At 75.2% G+C, this 18,837-nt stretch carries 18 protein-coding genes; 11 read left to right on the top strand and 7 right to left on the bottom strand.

Translation table 11 applies throughout. The features are described from left to right. Nucleotides 1-32: 32 nt before the first annotated feature. The 4 genes from ACFVXH_RS22450 to ACFVXH_RS22465 all read left to right on the top strand — a co-directional run bounded on the left by ACFVXH_RS22450 (nt 33) and on the right by ACFVXH_RS22465 (nt 3,665). Complete coding sequence (locus ACFVXH_RS22450; protein ID WP_049653836.1) at nt 33-323, top strand: phosphopantetheine-binding protein; 291 nt, start codon at nt 33-35, stop codon at nt 321-323. Nucleotides 324-327: 4 nt separating this feature from the next. Then, complete coding sequence (locus tag ACFVXH_RS22455; protein WP_380775949.1) at nt 328-1,113, top strand: hypothetical protein; 786 nt, start codon at nt 328-330, stop codon at nt 1,111-1,113. Continuing rightward, nucleotides 1,110-1,787: a 4'-phosphopantetheinyl transferase family protein gene (locus tag ACFVXH_RS22460; RefSeq protein ID WP_387826443.1), complete on the top strand. Its 678-nt coding sequence runs from the start codon at nt 1,110-1,112 to the stop codon at nt 1,785-1,787. Before ACFVXH_RS22455 ends, ACFVXH_RS22460 begins: the two co-directional genes overlap by 4 nt. 123 nt (nt 1,788-1,910) lie before the next feature. Next, nucleotides 1,911-3,665 (top strand): condensation domain-containing protein, encoded by a 1,755-nt coding sequence (locus tag ACFVXH_RS22465; RefSeq protein ID WP_387826446.1) that lies wholly within the window; start codon nt 1,911-1,913, stop codon nt 3,663-3,665. 29 nt (nt 3,666-3,694) lie between these two features. Here ACFVXH_RS22465 and ACFVXH_RS22470 read toward each other — a convergent pair whose 3' ends face one another. Together ACFVXH_RS22470 and ACFVXH_RS22475 are read right to left on the bottom strand one after the other, a co-directional pair. Next, on the bottom strand, nt 3,695-4,426 hold the full coding sequence (locus ACFVXH_RS22470; RefSeq protein ID WP_387826448.1) for a hypothetical protein: 732 nt from the start codon (nt 4,424-4,426) through the stop codon (nt 3,695-3,697). After that, complete coding sequence (locus ACFVXH_RS22475) at nt 4,423-5,073, bottom strand: RNA polymerase sigma factor (protein ID WP_387826451.1); 651 nt, start codon at nt 5,071-5,073, stop codon at nt 4,423-4,425. Before ACFVXH_RS22475 ends, ACFVXH_RS22470 begins: the two co-directional genes overlap by 4 nt. A gap of 235 nt (nt 5,074-5,308) precedes the next feature. On the opposite strand from ACFVXH_RS22475, the gene ACFVXH_RS22480 reads away from it, so the two are divergent. After that, complete coding sequence (locus tag ACFVXH_RS22480; RefSeq protein WP_117493005.1) at nt 5,309-6,112, top strand: SAM-dependent methyltransferase; 804 nt, start codon at nt 5,309-5,311, stop codon at nt 6,110-6,112. Between the two features lie 30 nt (nt 6,113-6,142). On the opposite strand, the gene ACFVXH_RS22485 is transcribed toward ACFVXH_RS22480, so the two are convergent. Then, on the bottom strand, nt 6,143-6,865 hold the full coding sequence (locus ACFVXH_RS22485; protein ID WP_049656235.1) for a DUF981 domain-containing protein: 723 nt from the start codon (nt 6,863-6,865) through the stop codon (nt 6,143-6,145). 185 nt (nt 6,866-7,050) lie between these two features. On the opposite strand from ACFVXH_RS22485, the gene ACFVXH_RS22490 reads away from it, so the two are divergent. The 3 genes from ACFVXH_RS22490 (at nt 7,051) to ACFVXH_RS22500 (ending at nt 9,635) form a co-directional block, all read left to right on the top strand. Further along, entirely contained in the window at nt 7,051-7,938 is an 888-nt protein-coding gene (locus ACFVXH_RS22490) for a DMT family transporter (protein ID WP_049656234.1), read from the top strand. A 78-nt stretch (nt 7,939-8,016) separates the two neighbouring features. Beyond that, nucleotides 8,017-8,868, top strand: a complete 852-nt coding sequence (locus ACFVXH_RS22495; RefSeq protein WP_074004863.1) for an SDR family oxidoreductase — start codon at nt 8,017-8,019, stop codon at nt 8,866-8,868. Further along, a complete protein-coding gene (locus ACFVXH_RS22500; protein WP_387826456.1) occupies nt 8,865-9,635 on the top strand; it encodes a polysaccharide deacetylase family protein in 771 nt (256 codons plus the stop codon). Before ACFVXH_RS22495 ends, ACFVXH_RS22500 begins: the two co-directional genes overlap by 4 nt. Nucleotides 9,636-9,662: 27 nt before the next feature. Here the strand turns inward: ACFVXH_RS22500 and ACFVXH_RS22505 are convergent, their stop codons facing one another. The 3 genes from ACFVXH_RS22505 to ACFVXH_RS22515 are packed head-to-tail and all read right to left on the bottom strand — an operon-like array spanning nt 9,663 to nt 12,859. After that, nucleotides 9,663-10,754, bottom strand: coding sequence for a hypothetical protein (locus tag ACFVXH_RS22505; RefSeq protein WP_380775971.1), 1,092 nt, complete (start codon nt 10,752-10,754; stop codon nt 9,663-9,665). 13 nt (nt 10,755-10,767) lie between these two features. Continuing rightward, nucleotides 10,768-11,712: an NAD-dependent epimerase/dehydratase family protein gene (locus ACFVXH_RS22510; RefSeq protein WP_387826460.1), complete on the bottom strand. Its 945-nt coding sequence runs from the start codon at nt 11,710-11,712 to the stop codon at nt 10,768-10,770. A gap of 22 nt (nt 11,713-11,734) precedes the next feature. Then, a complete protein-coding gene (locus tag ACFVXH_RS22515) occupies nt 11,735-12,859 on the bottom strand; it encodes a DegT/DnrJ/EryC1/StrS family aminotransferase (protein WP_387826463.1) in 1,125 nt (374 codons plus the stop codon). A 380-nt stretch (nt 12,860-13,239) separates the two neighbouring features. Between ACFVXH_RS22515 and ACFVXH_RS22520 the strand changes: the two genes are divergently transcribed. The 3 genes from ACFVXH_RS22520 to ACFVXH_RS22530 all read left to right on the top strand — a co-directional run bounded on the left by ACFVXH_RS22520 (nt 13,240) and on the right by ACFVXH_RS22530 (nt 17,769). Continuing rightward, nucleotides 13,240-15,441: an MMPL family transporter gene (locus ACFVXH_RS22520; RefSeq protein WP_375873789.1), complete on the top strand. Its 2,202-nt coding sequence runs from the start codon at nt 13,240-13,242 to the stop codon at nt 15,439-15,441. Between the two features lie 256 nt (nt 15,442-15,697). Next, nucleotides 15,698-17,095, top strand: a complete 1,398-nt coding sequence (locus ACFVXH_RS22525; protein ID WP_387826467.1) for a sensor histidine kinase — start codon at nt 15,698-15,700, stop codon at nt 17,093-17,095. Next, entirely contained in the window at nt 17,092-17,769 is a 678-nt protein-coding gene (locus ACFVXH_RS22530; RefSeq protein ID WP_049651497.1) for a response regulator transcription factor, read from the top strand. The genes ACFVXH_RS22525 and ACFVXH_RS22530 overlap by 4 nt, the downstream gene beginning before the upstream one ends. 39 nt (nt 17,770-17,808) lie before the next feature. Here the strand turns inward: ACFVXH_RS22530 and ACFVXH_RS22535 are convergent, their stop codons facing one another. After that, a complete protein-coding gene (locus ACFVXH_RS22535; protein WP_387826470.1) occupies nt 17,809-18,639 on the bottom strand; it encodes an SAM-dependent methyltransferase in 831 nt (276 codons plus the stop codon). Nucleotides 18,640-18,837: the final 198 nt, after the last annotated feature.

An 18,837-nucleotide genomic window follows, 5' to 3' on the forward strand; every position in this document is an offset into this window, starting at 1 on the left:
ACACATCCCACGTACGACGGGACGGGACACCCATGTCAGAAGCCGCGGTCCAGACCACCGACCCCGAACTGCGCGAGCGCATCCTGCACGGCATCGGCGAGCTCCTGCCGCGCGTCCTCAAGCGCGAACTGCCCGAGATCCCGCAGGACGCCTGCCTCTTCGACGACCTCGGCCTCACCTCGGCCGGCACCATCGAGCTGATCCTGGAGCTGGAGGAGTCGCTCGACATCCAGGTGGACGTCGAGCAGATCACCGAGGACGACCTGCGGTCGGTCACCAGGCTGGCCGACTACGTCGCCGGGCACGTCATCCCCGAGGACTGACCGGGTGGCCCCCGGTCCCACCGGCCTGCGGATCACCCGGGTGCTCGCCCGCCGCTCCGACGGCCGCTCGGAGACCTCGCTCCACCCGGACCTGCGGGTCTTCGTCTCCGACCTCGTCCGCCCCTACGGCCTGCCGTTGCGCGAGGACCTGCTGGGCGAGGGCGTCGGCCACTCCTACGAGGAGCTGGCCGCCGGACCGCTGCGCGAGGCGCTGGCCGAGGACGAGCCGGCGGACCTGCTGATCCTGGCCTTCGACACCCCGGACGTCCGGCCCGGCGCGCCGTCCTCGTTGGCGCTCAGCCGGTCCGTCCCGGGGAGCCCGCTCTCCTTCGCGGTCTGCGACCAGGGCGGCGCGGCGGCCTTCACCGCGCTGCGGCTGGCCGCCGCCCACCAGCGCACCGGCACCTGCCGCCGGGCCGTGGTGGTGCTCGCCGAACAGAGCGCGCTGCACTACGAACCGTCCGGGCCGGTGCCGTTGCCGGAGCGGCACGCGGTGGTGGTGCTGGTCTGCGAGGAGGCCCCCGGCGAGGGCCTGGCCGTCCGGCAGACCCGGGGCGAGGCCTCCCCGGCGGAGGCGGTCCGGGCCGAGGCCGAGAAGCTCGGGCCGGAGGCGGCGCTCCTGCTCGGCCCCGGCTTCGGCGCCGGGGAGCCCCCGCCGGCCCAGCCGTTCACCGGACTCTGGGCGGAGCTGGCCGACCACCTCCCGCGCTGGCGGGCGGACGGCCGGCCCGCGCTGCTGGCCGGGTACGACCGCCGGCTCGGCGTGCTCAGCACGCTGGCCCTGCCGTGACGGCGATCGACCTCTGGCTGATCGATACGCGTCAACCGGCTCTGCCGGCCGCTGAGTTGTGGCCGCTGCTCGACCCGGACGAACGTGCCCGGGCGGCGCGGATGGACCCAGGGGCGGGCGAGCGCTTCACCGTGGTGCGCGGCGCCGTCCGGCGGCTGGTCGCCGCCCGGCTCGGCGTGCCCCCGGCCGCACTGGTCTGGCGGTACGGTCCGCACGGCAAGCCCGAGCCCGCGGCGGCCGGTCGGCTGCGGGTCAGCTGGTCGGCCTCGGGGGCGTTCGCGGCGCTGGCCCTCGCCGAGGGGCGGGCGGTCGGCGTCGACGTCGAGCGGCTCCACGACCCCCGGACGGCCGAGCGGATGGCCGCCCGCTGGTTCCCGTCCGAGGAGGCGCGGTTCGTCGCCGAGCCCGTCGAACCGGCCGAGCGGGCGGCGCGGTTCACCACCCTGTGGTGCCGCCGCGAGGCCTGCGTCAAGGCGTACGGCGGGCGGCTCGCGCAGTCCTTCGGCGTGCCCGTGGGCGGCCCCTCGCCGGTGCTGGTGGCCGACCCGGGCGGGCTCGGCACCGGCCCGTCCCGGCTCCGCGACGTTCCCGTGGTGGAGCCGTTCCGGGCTACCGTGGCGGCCCTCGGGGAATCGCCGATACATGTCAACTGCCGCCTGTGGAAAGAAAATTGACGATGGATCGGGCCCGTCGAGGTTTGGTCTGGACCAGCTCGCGAGGGCGCTGGTAGCGTCCCGGTCACACCCCCTGCCGAACCCTCCCCGGTCCTCCCCGGCGAGCCGAAAGGCGCGTACGACGTGACACCGCAGGACGCCCCACCGAACGATCCGACGTCACTCGGCGCGACACCGCGCGGCACGACAGCGACCCCCAGGCGGATCACCGTCCGGTACGCCGTCGAGGGCGGCGGCTCCGGCCCGCTCACCCGGGGCCAGGGCAACATGGTCCTCTGCATCCGGCGCGACCCGCCCGAGGGGATCAACAAGGACTCCGTCTGGCCGGTGCCCGACGGCGTCTCGGTCCCCGCCGGGCTGGTCGCCCTGCGCCTGCTGGTCGAACGCCACGAGTCGCTGCGGACCTCCTTTCCCGCGGGCCCCGGCCCGGACGGCTTCCCGGACCGCCAGGTGGTGCACCGGAACGGCTGGTTCGCCGTCACGGTGGTCGAGGCCGGCAATCGGAGCGATGCTGAACTGGACGCGCTGGCCGCCGAGTTGGGCCGGGCGGATGTCGCCCTCCCGGTGCCCCTCGAGGCTCCGCCGCGGGTCCGGTTCACCATGCTCGCCGCGGGCGAGCGGCTGCTGCGGCTGGTCGCCGTGGTCTGCCACGCGGGTGCCGACGGCGCCGCCACCGCGGTGCTGATCCAGGACTGGCATGCCCTCGCCGCCGGGAAGGAGCTGCCGCCGGTCACCGCTCCGACCCCGCTGGAGGTCGCCGTCGCGGAGCAGAGCGCCCAGGGCCGCCGCAGGGCCGCGGCCGCGCTGCGGCACTGGGCCCGGGTCCTGACCGCCGGCCCGCAGGTCGTCTTCGCCGACGCGCGGATCACCGGCCCGCCCGGCGACCACAGCGCCCTGCTGGTCCGCTCGCGCACCGCCGCGGACCACCTCGCCGCCGTCTGCCGGCGCACCGGCGCCAGTCCGTCGGTCGTCCTGCTCGCCGCCTTCGCCGCGCTGGTCGCCCACCGGTCCGGCAGCCGCGAGCTGGTGCTCTCGGCGCTCTCCGCCAACCGCCAGCGCGCCGCCCTGATCGACCACGTGGGCACCCTCGCGCAGGACGCGCTGGTCCTGCTCGACACCGGCGCGGCCGACCTCGACCAGCTGATCGGCCGCGCCAAGTCCGCCTCGCTGAGCGCCTACTGGCACAGCACCCTGGACGCCCAGCAGGTCTGGCAGCTGGTGGACGACGCCGCCCACCTGCGCGGGGCCCGGTTCTCCCGCCAGGTGGTCGTCAACGACCTGAGCCTCACCATCCCGGCCGCCGTCGCCGACGCCCAGCCGCCCCCGGCCGTCGACCCCGAACTCACCGTCCTGCCCGCCCCGCCGCTGCCGGTCCGGCTGATGTTCACCATCCTGCGGATCACCGGCAGCCTCGATTTCGCCCTGATCGCCTGCCCCCAGGTGCTCGACCCCGAGGAGACCGAGGGCTTCGCCCGGGCCCTGCCGGCCCTGCTCGCGGCCGCCGCCGAGGGCCCGGTGCTGCTGTCCGACCTGCCGGCCGTGCTCGGCCCGCCGGGGGGTGAAAGGGGCGGCGAATGGCGGCTGGTCGACGGCGCCTGGATCGACCTCGCGGCCGTCCGCGAACTGCTGCGGACCGCCCTCGGGGAGCACCGACTCTCCGAGGAGGAGGGGAAGTTGGTGGTGGAACTGGCGACCGGTGACCCCTCGTTCGGCCCGGTCGAGGCCCACCGTGCGGTGGTCGCCGCCCTACCCGGACGCGACACCGCGATGGCGCCGCACCACTACGTCGTCCGGCACGCCGCCCCGGCGGGGGAGCGGACCGAGGCGGGCAGCGGGCGCGACCCGGCCGTCGCCGCCCGGCTGTCCGTGCTCACCTGAAGGGATGATCACGGCGGCCCCAACGGCGCTCACCCCCACGGGTCGTCGTGATCATCCACCGGGTCCCACGGAAGGTCCTCCCAGGAACAGGCGGAGGTCGCCCCCGAGGTGAGCCCCCAGGGGCTCGGCACCTCCTCCTCGCCGCCGTCCTGCACCGGCAGCCGGTCGATCACCGCGACCAGGGCGGGCGGCAGCTGCGGGGCCAGCCCGTGGTGCACCCGGGCGAGGATGTCGCGCCGCACGTCGTCCGGCAGCAGCGGCCGGTTCATCCGCAATGCCCGTGGCCCGGGCGGCCGTTCGGCCGTGGCCAGCTGGTCCGACCAGGCCCGCCAGTAGTCGGCGTCGTCGGTCTCGCCGAGCATCAGGTGGTGCAGGTGCAGGCAGTACGCGGCCGTCCCGCTGCCGGAGCCGGCCGCGAAGCGCCACCAGAACTCGGCGCCCTCCTCCTTGCCGGTCGCGTACAGCAGCGCGCCGAACACCTCGGCCCCCTCCGGCTGGATCCGGCGCGCGTTCACCAGCAGGTCGAGTCCGCGCGAGGCGTCCGGCGCGCCCAGCACCAGGGCTACCACCAGGCCGAGTTCGAACGCCGCCTGCTCGTGCTCCGACGGCAGGTGCGCGGGCGCGGCCGTGAGCCGCGCCCGGCGCACGGCGGCGATCCGCTCCGCATGGGCGCGTTCGGGCCGCGGGACGCGGAACACCGTGCGCCCGCCGTCGGCCCGGCCCGGTCCGTCCGGGGCCCGGTCCTCCGGTGTCGCCGTCACAGCTCGCCGCCGCCGTCCGGGAGTTCGCCCACCCCGAGCCGGCGGGCCAGCCTCTCCCGGGCGTGCCGGAGGTTGGAGTGCACCGTCGCCACCGGCCGCCCCAGATACGCCGCGATCACCTTGACGTGCAGGCCGAGCAGGTACCGCAGGATCACCACGTCCCGCTGCCGGTCCGGCAGTTCGAGGATCGCCGCGTACAGCCGCACCTCGTCCGCCTCGCTGTGCAGCAGCCCCTTCGCCACCTGCTTGAAGGCGCCGATCACCGCCGCGAAGGTGACCGCCTCCACCTCGACCGGCTCCTCGGAGGCCACCCAGTCCGCGACGTGCCGATTGGCCAACCGCCAGGCGTACGCGGCCGGTTCCTCGAACCGGAGCACCTGCGACCAGCAGCGGGCCAGGTCGGCCTTCACCGCCGTGACCACCAGCTCCGCGTCGGACTGGCTGCCTATCCGGGTCAGGGCCAGGGCGCGCCAGGCGGGTTCGTGGGTCTCGCAGAAGGCCGCGTAGGGGAGGCCCAGGCGAAGTTCGGGGTCGGAGCGGAGTCCGGGGTCGGTGTCGGCCGTCGGCTCCGCCGCCGTCCCGTGGAGGTACGCCACGGCCGTTCCGCCCCGGTGCCTGCGCGTCGGGGCGCCCCTGTCGATCGTCATCGGGCCTGCTTTCCGTGGCCGCCGGCTGCGCACCGGGCCACCCGAGGGTCGGGCTGTCTGCGCCCATCCTCATTCCATCAGGCCTGTCACTCCAGGCTGCAATCCGAATACAGATTGTCATCTCATGGGAACCAGCGGTTGGTTGGAATGCCCGGAAGCTGTTCGGAACACGAGGGGCCGCGCCTATCGTGGGCGGGGAGGATCGATCGGGCACGGCACCGGGGGGAGAACACGGATGGGTCTCTACGACGGGGTGGACCTGCGGCTCAACGTTCCGCACTCGGCGCGGATGTACGACTACTTCCTCGGCGGGTTCACCAACTTCGCCGCCGACCGCGAGGCCGCCGGACACGCCCTCGCCGTCGCGCCCTGGCTGCGCGCCGCCGCCCGCGTCAACCGCTCCTTCATGCAGCGCTCGACCCGTGCCCTCGCCGAGCTCGGCTTCGACCAGTTCCTCGACATCGGCACCGGCATCCCCACCTCGCCCAACCTGCACGAGGTCGCCCAGGGCGTCCGGCCGGACGCCCGGGTGGTCTACGCCGACAACGACCCGATCGTGCTCTCGCACGCCCAGGCCCTGCTCACCGGCACCCCCGAGGGCCGCACCGCCTACGTCGAGGCCGACGCCACCGACCCGGCCCGGCTGCTCGCCGCCCCCGGACTGCGGGAGACCCTCGACCTGTCCCGCCCGGTCGCGCTCTCCCTCAACGCCCTGCTCCACTTCGTCCCCGACACCCACGGCGCGTACGAGCTGGTCGAGCACCTCAAGTCCGCCCTCGTCCCGGGCAGCGCCCTGGTGGTCACCCACGTCAGCCCCGAGTTCGCACCCGAGGACATCGCCACACTGACCCGGATCTACGAGGCGGCCGGCACCGCGGCCCAGGCCCGCACCCGGCTGCGGATCGCCCGCTTCTTCGACGGCTGGACCCTCCTGGAGCCGGGGCTCGTGCCCATCGCGCAGTGGCGGCCGTCCCCCGACGAGGCGCCCGTCGCCGCCGAGGAGGTCTCGCTGTACGCGGGGGTGGCCGTCCGGCCGTGACGGGGGCGCCCCGGCCACACCCGCGGCCGGTCACATGGTGTTGACGATGAGCCCGATGTGGGTGAAGTAGTTCAGCCCGCCGAACGCCAGGAAGGCGAGGCCGGCCAGCCCCCACACGACGCCGATCACCGGGCTCATCCACCGCCGGGGGTCCCGCAGCGCGAAGGGGAAGAGCAGTGCCCCGATGCCGACCAGCACGTACAGCCCGGACATGAAGCTCGCCTCCAGCCACGGCCAGTCCGAGAACTCCCCGGAGATCGGCTCCTCTGGCGGGGCGGCGAAGAGCGTGTACTTCCAGCCCGCGGCGGCGATGCCGAAGCAGGCCAGCCCCATGCCGAAGACGAACACCGAGATCGGCGCGGCCACCCGGACCGTCCGGTCGACGCCGTCCGCGGCGAGCAGTTCGCTACCGCGCTTCCAGAGGTAGAAGGAGGCGGTCAGCAGGAAGACGCCGAACGCCAGGGCGGGTTCGCCGAAGATGACGTTGTCGAACGGGAACCCCTGCCCGGCCAGCGGCCAGGTCAGGGTCATGTGCAGGCCGGTGGTGACGAGCGTGAACCCGAGGGCCCCGAACGCCAGCGCCCAGCCCTCGAGCGTGGTGCTGCGCCCCTGGACGAGGAGTCGGCGCCCCAGGGCGACCACCAGCAGGAGTCCGGCGCCGGCGGCCACCGACATGATCGTGTTGTAGGTCGGCATCCTGGCCCAGTCGATCTTCAGACCGGATGCGGCGAGCGGCATGGCGTGCTGAATCATGGATCAGGGATGACGCGACACCGTCCGTCGGCAAACCGCGCGCCGCCCGGGTCCACCCGGCGGGCCCAGCCGATCCCGTCCGGCGCCGCTCCCGTTCCCGTCCCACCCGCTCCACCCGTGCGGCCCCGTCCCCCCGGGCCCAGACTGGTGGTGGATCGACGCTGCCCCGGGAGGCTGGGAGAGGCATGCTGCTGGGACTCACCACCGCCTTGGTCGCGACCGTCTGCTTCGGCTTCGGGGCGGTCTTCCAGGCGCGCGGGGCGCGGTCGGCCCCGCGCGCCGACCGGGTCCGGGCGGGCCTGCTCGCCGCGCTGGCGCGGTCCTGGCAGTTCCTCCTCGGCACCCTGCTGGACATCGTCGGCTTCGCGCTGAGCATCGTCGCCCTGCGCACCCTCCCGCTCTTCCTCGTCCAGGCCGTCACCAACGCCAGCCTGGCCGTCACCGCCCTGGCCGCCGTCTGGCTGCTGGGCGCACGGCTGCGCCGCGGCGACCTCGCGGGCATCCTCGCCGTGGTCGTCGGCCTGACCCTACTGGCGCTCGGCTCCGGCCGGGAGGGCCGTGACCACGCCGCGCCCGCCTTCCACTGGGCGCTGCTCGCCACCACCGCCGTCCTGCTGCTCGCCACCCTGGTCCTGGTGCGGCGGGAGGGCAACGCGGCCGCGGCCGGCCTGGGACTGCTGGCCGGGGCCGGCTTCGGCGTGACCAGCCTGGCCGTGCGGGTGCTGGACGCCTCCGGCCCGGTCGCCGTGCTCACCGACCCGGCCGCCTACGCCCTCGCCGTCGGCGGCCTCGGCGGCTACCTCGCCTACGCCCTGGCCCTGCAACGCGGCACGGTGACGGCCGCGACCGCCGCCGGGACGGTGACCGAGACCTTCGGCCCGGCGCTGGTCGGCGTGACGGTGCTCGGGGACGCCGCGCGCCCCGGGTTCGAGTGGTGCGCGCTGACGGGCTTCGCGGTGGCGGTGGGCGGCACGTTCGTGCTCTCCCGCTTCGGCGAGCCGGAGGGCGGGCCCGCGGAGCCGACCGCCCCGCACCGGGACGCCGAGGCGGAGCCCGCCGTACCGCCCCGGTAGCCCGGACGGCTCCGCCGTGCGAAGGTGACTTGCCGGACAAAACGGACGGCTAGGCGGTCACAGAGCGGCAGGTGCCCGATGGCGGAGGAGCCCCACTCCCGACCCCGGCGGTCGGACCCGAAGGAGGTCACCGACCTCGCGGCTCCCGCGGACCGGAAGGCCCTGAAGCCCCCGCCGGACCCGGCCGACCGCCCCGTCGCGTTGATCACCGGCGCCTCCTCCGGGATCGGCCGCGCCACCGCCACCCGCCTGGCCGACGCCGGCTGGCTCACCCTGCTCTCCGGCACCGACCGCGCCCGCCTCGACGAACTCGCCGACCGCACCGGCGGCCGCGCCCTGCCCGAGGACCTGAGCAAGCCGGACGGCCCGGCCCGCCTCGCCGAGGCCGCCCTGGCCGACACCGGCCGGGTGGACGCCCTGGTCGCGAGCGCCGGCCTGGGCTGGCGCGGCCCGTACGCGCAGACGCCCTCCGACACCCTGGACCGCATGATCGAGGTCAACCTCGCCGCCCCGCTGCGCCTGGTCCGGCTGCTGCTGCCCGGCATGCTGGAGCGCCGCCGCGGCCGGATCGTGCTGCTCGGCTCGATCGTCGGCCAGGTCGGCTCGCGGGAGGAGTCCGGCTACGCGGCCACCAAGGGCGCGCTGACGATGTTCGCCGAGAGCCTCTGGTACGAGCTGCGCGGCACGGGCGTCGGGGTGCGCCTGGTGCTCCCCGGCGCGGTGGACACCCCGTTCTTCGAGCGGCGCGGCACCCCGTACGAGCGCGACTGGCCGAGGCTGGTCCCGGCGGACCGGGTCGCGGACGCGGTGGTGGCGACCATCACCACCGAACGCGACCGCCTCTACGTCCCGCACTGGCTCGGCTTCCCGTCCCGCCTCCACGGGGTGGCACCGGGCGTGTTCCGCCGGATGGCCGCCCGCTTCGAGTGAGCGCCGCCGCCGTGCACCGGACGGGCACCGCCGCCGTCGCCGCCACTGCCCTCGCCGTCGGCGCGGAGTTCCTGCACCTCGCCCCGGCCGCCGTCCGCCTGCCGCCACTGCGCCGCACCCTGGCCCGCCGCACCGCCGGACACGGCGCCGCGCCCGGCCACGTCGCCCTGACCTTCGACGACGGCCCCGATCCGGCCAGCACCCCGTACGTCCTCGACGCGCTGGACGAACTCGGCGCCCGCGCCACCTTCTTCCTGCTCGGCGCGATGCTGGAGCGCGCCCCCGGGCTCGGCCGCGAGCTGGTGCTGCGCGGCCACGAGGTGGCCGTCCACGGCTGGCACCACCGGCAGCAGTGGTACCCGGCCCCCGCCCGCGACCTGCGCGAACTGCGCCGCGCCAGCGAGGCCGTGACCGAACTCTGCGGCGCCCGCCCGCGCTGGTACCGCCCGCCGTACGGCGTCCTGACCGCCGGCCCGGCCCTGGCCGCCCGCCGACTCGGCCTGCGCAGCGTGCTGTGGACGGCCTGGGGCCGCGACTGGACGGCGGAGGCCACCGGCGAGTCCGTCTACGCGACCGCCCGCCCCGGCCTCACCGGCGGCGCCACCCTCCTGCTGCACGACTCCGACTGCACCTCCGCCTCCGGCTCCTGGCGCGCCACCCTCGCCGCCCTCCCACTGATCGCCGCCTACTGCCGCACCCACCGCCTCACCCTCGGCCCCCTCCGCGACCACCGGGTGCCGTCGGGCGTGGGGAACCGTCCGGGGTGACGGACGCACCGGCCACCACCCGCGCGGCTAGCCCAGCCCCATCCGTCGCAGCGCCGCCCCGAACCCGGCCTGCCAGGCCTCCGGTGTGGCGCCGGCGGACGGTGCGGGCTCGGGGCGGCCGAGGGCGGCCAGGGCGTTGCGGACCACCTCGGCGGGGCGGGCGGTGGCGACGTCGGCGTGGCCGAGCTCCAGCTCGTGCTGGAGGTTGTCGCGCCCGTGCCCCTGCACCACGTCGAGGAGCAGCAGCCGCCGGCCCAGCGCCCGGGCCTCGCTGCAGGTGTCGCCCGAGCTGGTGACCACCAGGTCGGCGGCGGCCATCAGCGCGGGGACGCGGTCGGTGTAGCCGAAGGGGTGCAGCCGGGGCTCCCGGCGCGCGGCGGTCCGCAGCCGGCGCTCCAGCTCCCGGTTGCGCCCGGCCACCGCGAGCACGTGCGGCCCGGCGGCGGCCAGCGAGGCGGCGGTGCGGGCGAGCGGGCCGAGCCCCCAGGAGCCCGACATCAGCAGCACGCAGGCGGCGCCCGCCGGCACGCCCAACTCGGCGCGCGCCACGGCCCGTTCCGGCGGCCGGTAGAACGGCTGCCGCAGCGGCGCCGGCACGACGGCGACGTCGGCGTCCGGCCGGTACCGCCGCACCGCGCACGCCGCGACCTCCGAGGTGACCAGGAACAGGTCCGTCCCCTCCTGCACCCAGAGCCGGTGCGGCGTCACGTCGGTGCAGAACACGAAGTGCCGGAACTCCCGCTCCGGTGCCTGCCGCAGCAGCCGGTTGACCGCCGAGGTCGCGGTGGCGAACACCGAGACCACCAGCTGCGGCCGCTGCGCCGCGATCAGCTCCCGCAGCGCCGGGACCAGCCGGGCGCGGGCCGCCGCGTCGGCGAGCAGGGCGAGCCGGGCGCCCGGCCGCAGCGCCGAGAAGTGGAAGGCGTCGTACACCCCGGGCAGGTCGAGCAGCCGGCGGAACACCGCCTCCCCGGCCGCGCCGGAGCGCTGCCCGAGCAGGGCCATGGCGTCGACCGTGCCGGTGGTCCAGCCGCGTTCCCGCAGGGTGTCCGCGCAGGCCTGCGCCATCACGTCGTGGCCCTGCCCGAGCGAGCCGGAGACCAGCAGGGCGTGCGGCACCGGGCGGCCCCCGTCAGGCGCCGGCGGCCGAGCCGACGGCGGCCCGGTACCAGTCCGCGTACTGCCGCACGCCGGCGGTGAAGTTGGTGCTCGGCGACCAGCCCAGCAGCCGCTTGGCCTGTGCCGAGGAGATCCGCCGCCCCGCGTAGTCGGCCTTCCGCCCGTCGATGTGCTCGATGGTGACGGGCCCCAGCAGGGCGTCCACGGTGTCGGCGATGTCCCGCACCGAGACGGCCGCCGAGCCCTCCAGCGCGAAGGTCTGGTCCTCGGCGGCGGGGGAGAGGGCCCGGACGTGGGCGTCGGCGAGGTCCTCGACGTAGACGAAGTTGCGGCTCTGCCGGCCGTCCCCGGCGATGGTGATCGGCTGGCCGGTCAGCGCGGCCTGGACGAACCGGGCGACGACCAGCTCGTCCCGCATCCGGGGGCCGTACGGGATGCCGTAGCGCAGGATGGTGAAGTGCTGCCCGTAGAGCTCGCGGTAGCTGTGCACCAGCATCTCGGCGGCGAGCTTGGTCGCGACGTACAGATGGCCGCTGTGCTCCAGCTCGATCGGCACGTGCTCGTCCAGCTCCTGTTCGCCGCCGTCGATCTGCCCGTCGGTGAGGGCGGCTCCGTAGACCCAGACGGTGCTCGCCAGCACGGTCCGGCTCAGGCCGCTGCGCCGGGCGGCCTCCAGGACGGCCTCGGTGCCGTCGATGTTGGTCCGCACCGCGCGGACGGGGTCGGCGGAGACCTGCTCGACGTCGGCCATGGCGGCCAGGTGGTAGACCACCTCGCTGCCGGCCAGCGCCGCGGTGAGGGCCCCGAGGTCGAGGATGTCGAGCCGCGCGTGCTCGGCGTCCGGGTTGAGGTACTTGTCGGTGGTGTCCACCGCGAGGACGTCGTGGCCGGCCGCGATCAGGTGGTCCACGACGTGTGAACCGATGAACCCGCAGCCTCCGGTGACGGCTATCCGCACGATCCTGCTCCCTTCGCTCCGGCTACCCGGCCAGGCGCCGGTACACCGCGGAGACGGCGTCGACCACCTGCTCCGTCTCGTCCTCGGTCATGTCGGAGTGCACCGGCAGGCAGACCTGCCGGGCGCAGACGTCCTCGGCCACCGGCAGCGGCCCGCGCCGGTACGGGGCGAGCACCGGCTGGAGGTGCAGCGGCAGGTCGTAGACCTCGCCGGACAGCCGCACCCCGTGCTCCTCGGCCACCGCCCGTTTGAACTCCGCGCGGTCCACCCCGGGCGGCAGCAGCGCCACGTACTTGTAGTAGTTGCCCCGGCAGCCGGGCGGTTCGAGCACGGGGTCGAGGCCGTCCAGCCCGGCCAGCGCCGCGTCGTAGCGGCGGGCGACGGCCCGGCGGGTCTCGATGAACTCCTTCAGCCGGCGCAGGTGCACCGCCCCGATCGCGGCGTGCGGCTCGCTCATCCGCCAGGAGTAGCCGAGCTTCACGTGGTGGTTGGTGGTGAAGGAGCCCTTGCCCTGGTCGCGGTAGACCCGGGCCTCGTCGCGCAGCTCCGGCGACTCGGTGAGGATCATCCCGCCCTCGCCGCTGGTGGTGACCTTGGTCGGGTAGAAGGAGAAGGCCCCGGCCAGGCCGAAGGTCCCGGCGGCGCGCCCGTCGAAGCTGCTGCCGTGGGCGTGCGCGGCGTCCTCGACCAGCGGGATACCGCGCCGGTCGCACAGCGCCCGCACCGCGGTGACCTGCGGGCCGACCAGCCCGCCGATGTGCACCAGGACGACGGCGGCGGTGTCCGGGGTGAGCGCCGCCTCCAGGGTCTCGGGGGAGAGCGCGAGGGTGGCCGGGTCGACGTCGGCGAAGACCGGACGCCCGCCCGCGTGCACCACCGCGCCGGCGGTCGCGTAGAAGGTGACGGCGGGGACGACCACGTCGCGGCCCCGGACGTCGATGCCGCGCAGGATCACCTCCAGCGCCGCGGTGCCGCTGCTCACCGCGACGGCGTGCGAGGCGCCGTGCTCGGTGGCGAAGGCCTGCTCGAAGCGCTCGGTCCACGGACCGAGGGTCAGCGCGCCGGTGGTGAGCATCTCGGTCACCGCTTCGGCGACGGCCGCACGGTCGCTCTCGTCGAACACGATGCGGGCGGCTGGAACGCCCATGGGGCACCTCCGGCGGCGGGCTGCGAAAGCAGCACCGATCGGGTCGGATCCTCCCGAACCGCACGTCAGCGGACGGGTCAGGCACATCACGCTACTTCGCCCACCGGCCCGCGGCCCGCCGCCGCGGACCGCACGGGTGACCGGATCTGCTTCCGCCGCAGGTCCGGGGGCTGCTTCCGGGGTAGGACGCGCGCTCCTCCGTACGGGGGAGGGCACTACTGCGTCCGCAGTACGCAAACGGCCTGCGCAGGGACGACGACGGAGTAGGGGTCGGCGATCAAGGATTGGTCATGCTGCGGCGGACCGCGTCCACCAGGACGTCCGGCCGGCCGCGGCACCTCCCGATCCCGAGAACCGCATCCGAAGGAGTCCGCTCTCCCGTGGCCACGTTCCTCTACCGTCTGGGCCGATGGACCTTCGTCCGGCGCCGGCTGGTGACCTTCCTCTGGGTCGCCGTGCTGGCGGCCGTCGGAGTCCTCGCGGCCAAGGCGCCCGCCGCACCCGACGACGGCTTCGCGATGCCCGGCACGGAGGCGCAGAAGGCCTTCGACCTGATGAACGAGCGCTTCCCCGGCGGCCACGCCGACGGGGCCTCGGCACGCCTGGTGTTCGTCGCCCCCTCCGGCCAGAAGATCACCGCCGCGCCGAACCAGCAGGCCGTCGAGCGCACGGTCGGCGAGCTCGCCGGCTCCGAGCAGGTCACCAGCGCGGTGGACCCGTTCAAGATGAAGGGCGCCGTCTCCGCGGACGGCACCACCGCCTACGCCACGGTGAGCTACTCCGCCAAGGCCGGCGAGGTCTCCAAGACCGCCACCGACACCCTGGAGCAGGCCGCCCAGCACGGGCGGGACGCCGGCCTCAAGGTCGAGATCGGCGGCACCGCGCTGATGGCCAAGCCCGACGCGGGCGGCAGCAGCGAGGCGATCGGCATGGCGCTGTCCGCCGTCGTCCTGGTGATCACCTTCGGCTCGCTGCTCGCGGCCGGCCTGCCGCTGCTCACCGCCGTCATCGGCGTCGGCCTCGGCATGGCGCTGATCACCGCGCTCGGCAGCACGCTCGGGCTCTCCACCACCACCGGCACGCTCGCGATGATGCTCGGCCTCGCGGTCGGCATCGACTACGCGGTGTTCATCGTCTCCCGCTACCGCGCCGAGCTCGCCGAGGGCCGGACGCCCCAGGAGGCGGCGGGCCGGGCGGTCGGCACGGCCGGGTCCGCGGTGGTCTTCGCGGGCCTCACCGTGGTGATCGCGCTCGCCGGCCTCTCCGTGGTCGGCATCCCGATCCTGGCCAAGATGGGCATGGCCGCCGCCGGGACGGTCGTCATAGCCGTGCTGGTCGCGCTCACCCTGGTGCCCGCGCTGCTCGGCTTCCTCGGCCGCAAGGTGCTGCCGCGCAAGGCCCGCAAGGCCCGCGGTGCGGCGGCCCCGGGCGCGAAGGAGAACGGCGGTGCCCGCTGGGCCCGCTTCATCCTGCGCCGCCCGCTCGCGGTGCTGCTCGGCGGCGTGATCGGCCTCGGGGTGCTCGCCGCCCCGGCGCTCGACCTGCGGCTCGGCCTGCCGGGGGACGAGTCCAAGCCCACCTCCACCACCCAGCGCCGCGCGTACGACCTGCTCTCCGAGGGCTTCGGCCCCGGCTTCAACGGCCCGCTGACGGTCATGGTGGACGCCAAGGGCGTCGCCGACCCGAAGGCCGCCGCCGACGAGGTCGCCAAGAAGGTCTCGGGTCTGCCCGGGGTCATCGCGGTGACCCCGCCGATGTTCAACCAGGCGGGCGACACGGCCCTGCTCAACGCCGTCCCGGCGACCGGCCCGAGCGAGGCCGAGACCAAGGACATCGTGCACGCCATCCGCCACGACGCGGCCGGCCTGAAGACGGCCACCGGGGCGACGGTCCTGGTCAGCGGCACCACGGCGATGAACATCGACGTGTCGCAGAAGATGTCCGACGCGCTGGTGCCCTACCTCGCCGTGGTCGTCGGCCTCGCCGTCATCCTGCTGATGATCGTCTTCCGCTCGCTCCTCGTCCCGCTGAAGGCGGCGCTCGGCTTCCTGCTGTCGGTGGTCGCCGCGCTCGGCGCCGTGGTCGCGGTCTTCCAGTGGGGCTGGCTGGCCAACCTGATCGGCGTGGAGCAGACCGGCCCGGTGATGAGCATGATGCCGATCTTCATGATCGGCGTGGTCTTCGGCCTCGCCATGGACTACGAGGTGTTCCTGGTCACCCGCATCCGCGAGGGCTTCGTCCACGGCGAGGAGCCCGGTGAGGCGATCGTCACCGGATTCCGGCACAACGCCCGGGTGGTCACCGCCGCCGCGTTCATCATGATCGCCGTCTTCGCGGGCTTCATCGGGATGAGCGAGCCGATGATCAAGATGATGGGCCTGGGCCTCGCCGCGGCCGTCGCCTTCGACGCCTTCATCGTCCGGATGACCATCGTCCCGGCTGTCCTCGCCCTGCTCGGCCGCCGCGCCTGGTGGCTGCCGCGCTGGCTCGACCGCCTGATACCGGACGTGGACGTCGAGGGCAGCAAGCTCGCGACCGCCGCCCCGGAGCCGGCCCCGGCCCGGGAGTCCGTCACCGTCTAGGGCGCTGCCACCCGGCCCGGCCCCGCCACCGCGCGGGCCCGGGCCGGGCACCGCCCCTCGGCCCGACCCCCCTCGGACCGACCCCGTACGGCTCGGACAGCGGTTCGAACCCCAACCGTTACCGTTGCTGTCGGGGACCGCCGTACGTCCGGAGACCCCCGACCCCGCCCGCCGCTCCCACCGGGAGCGGCGCGGCACGAACTGGCGATGCCCGGGCGCGGGCGCGGCCAGCGTCCCCCGACCGGAGAGCACGAGCATGAGCGACATCTGGCAGCGCCTGCGCCGCGACCATCCCCGGTTGCTCGACGCGGCAGGCGGCGCGGGCGTGATCACGGTCACCGGCCTCGGTGCCACCATCGACCAGAACGGCGGCCACTTCACCCCGTTCGCCGCGCCCACCTTCGCCATCGCGCTGTTCTCCGCCGTCACTGTGCTCGCCCACCGCCGCCACCCGCGCGCGGTGGTCGCCGTCACGCTGCTCTGCACGATGGCGCTCGCCATGGTCAGCCCCCGGCTCACCCCGACCGTGGCCACGCCGCTGCTGCTCGCCCTCTACTTCCTCGCCATCCGCACCGACCGTGCCACCGCGCTGCGCGCCTCGGTCGTCACCGCCGTCCTGCTCACCGGGATCACCTTGCTGCTCGGCCCCGGCGGGCCGATCAGCGAACGGCTCGGCGTGCTCGCCTGGGCCCTGCTGCCCGGCGCCCTCGGCGACTCCATCCGCAACCGCCGCGCCCACCTCGCGGCCATCGAGGAGCGCGCCGAACGCGCCGAGCGCACCCGCGAGGAGGAGGCCCGTCGGCGGGTCGCCGACGAGCGGATCAGGATCGCCCGCGACCTCCACGACGTCGTCGCCCACCACATAGCCCTCGCCAACGCCCAGGCCGCCATCGCCGTCCACCTCATGGACAACCACCCCGTCCAGGCCCGGGAGGTGCTCAGCCACATCACCGACGCCACCGGCTCGGCCCTCCAGGAACTGCGCGCCACCGTCGGCCTGCTGCGCCGCGCCGAGGACCGCGCCCCGCTCGAACCCGCCCCGGGCCTCGACCGGCTGCCCGAACTGATCAACACCTTCGAGCGGGCCGGTCTGCCGATCCGGCTCTCCGTCGAGGGCGAGGCCCGCCCGCTGTCGCCCGGCGTGGACCTCACCGCCTTCCGGATCGTCCAGGAGTCGCTCACCAACGTGGCCAAGCACGCCCACGGCGCCGACGCCGAGATCACCCTCGCCTACAGCGGCAGCCGGGTCGCGGTCAGCGTCGCCAACGGCCGCCCGACCGCGACCGGCCGCCGCCGCGCGGTGCCGCTGCCCCAGCACCCGCCGAGCGAGGGCGGCTTCGGCCTGATCGGCATGCGTGAGCGGGCCGGGGCGGTGGGCGGCCGGCTCAGCGCCGACCGGCGGTCCGACGGGGGCTTCCTGGTCACCGCCGAACTGCCGCTGCGCACCGGTGCCCGCGACGACGGCCCCGAGTCCGTGGGCGCCCTCACCGCCGCCGACGTCGCCCGGGCCGCCAGGGCCGCGCGCGCCGCCCGCACCGATCGCCCGGCACCAGCCGCTCGCCCGACACAAGCCGATCGCCCGACACCAGCCGAAGGACAGGACGGCGCCGCCCGAGCGGACGGCGCGGTCCGAGAGGAGAGGGACCACGCATGACCATCCGGGTACTGCTCGCCGACGACCAGGCCCTGCTGCGCGGCGCCTTCCGGCTGCTGATCGACGCGGAGGAGGACATGGAGGTGGTCGGCGAGGCCGCCGACGGCCGGGAGGCCGTCGAACTCGCCCGGGCCACCAGGCCCGACGTCGTACTGATGGACATCCGGATGCCCGGCACCGACGGCCTCGGCGCCACCGCCGAGATCTGCGGTGACGAGGCGCTGTCCGGCACCCGGGTGCTCATCCTCACCACCTTCGAGATCGACGAGTACGTTGCCCAGGCGCTGCGCGCGGGCGCCGGCGGGTTCCTCGGCAAGGGCGCCGACCCGAAGGAGCTGCTCGCCGCCGTCCGCACCGTGGCGGCGGGCGAGGCACTGCTCTCGCCCGCCGCCACCCGGGCCGTGATCGACCAGTTCCTGGCCCAGCCCGAGCCGGCCTCCGCCGCCTCCACGAGCGAGCGGCTGTCCGTCCTCACCGCCCGCGAGCGCGAGGTGATGTCGATGGCCGCCACCGGCCTCACCAACGAGGAGATCGCCGAGCGGATGTTCGTCAGCCCCTTCACCGTCCGCACCCACGTCCACCGGGCGATGTCCAAGCTCGACGCCCGCGACCGCGCCCAGCTCGTCGCCATCGCCTACCAGACCGGCCTGGTCCCGCCCGGCCGCCCGAACTGAGGCCCGCCCGGCCGGCGGTGGCCGGTCCGGCCCCGGGGCTCAGGGCTTGCGGGCCACGGCGCCGTACATGCTGACGCGGTCGGCGCCGGGGGCGGGGGTGGTGTCGGGTCGCCAGAGGGGGACGGTGGTCACGCCGGGGTCGAGGAGGTCGAGGCCGTCGAAGAAGGCCCGGACCTCCTCGCGGGAGCGGCCGACGAGGGGCGCGGTGGCCTTGTCGTAGACACCGGTGACCCGGTCGCGGATCTCGGCCGGGATGAAGTCGGCGGTGCCGTGCGAGAGGACCAGGTGGCTGCCGGAGGGCAGGGCGTCCAGCAGGGCGGCGAGGGCCTGGTGGGGCTGGTCCTCGTCCCGCAGGAAGTGCAGGACGGCGGCGAGGACGAGTCCGACCGGGCGGGAGAAGTCGAGCAGGTCCGCCGCCCGGACGGCGTCCAGTAGCGCGGCGGGCTCGCGCAGGTCGGCCCGGATGACGGTGGTGTGGCCGGGGCCCGAGCCGGCCATCAGGGCGCGGGCGTGGCTGAGCACGATCGGGTCGTTGTCCACGTAGACGGTCCGCGCGCCCGGTCGGGCCGCCTGGGCGATCTCGTGGGTGTTGCCGGCGGTGGGGATGCCGGTGCCGATGTCGAGGAACTGGTCGATGCCGAGTTCGGCGACGCACCGCACCGCGCGGGTGAGGAAGCCGCGGTTGGCGCGGGCGGTGGAGCGGAACTCCGGGTTGGCGGCGAGCGCCTTCTCGGCGGCGGCGCGGTCGGAGGGGAAGTTGTCCTTCCCACCGAGGTAGTAGTCGTACATCCGGGCCGGGTGCGGCACGTCGGGCCGCAGGTCGGCCGGGATCCCGGCCCCGCCGGACTCCCACATGTTCTCGTATCCCACGGTTGCCGTCTCCTCTGCCCCGGGCGCCACGGACGATCCACTCGCGGCCCTGTTGGCGGACAGCCTAAAGCCCAGGTCACGGCCCGGGTGCCGGTTGGTCGGGTCACCCCCGTATGTCCCTTTTCGTCGGGCAGGGCGGGCTCCCGGGCTCGCCGCGCGCCCCTGCCGCTCCCGGCGGAGGATGGAGGTCCGGGCGGG

The organism is Kitasatospora sp. NPDC058184 (assembly GCF_042883725.1).
Taxonomy (GTDB): Bacteria; Actinomycetota; Actinomycetes; order Streptomycetales; family Streptomycetaceae; genus Kitasatospora.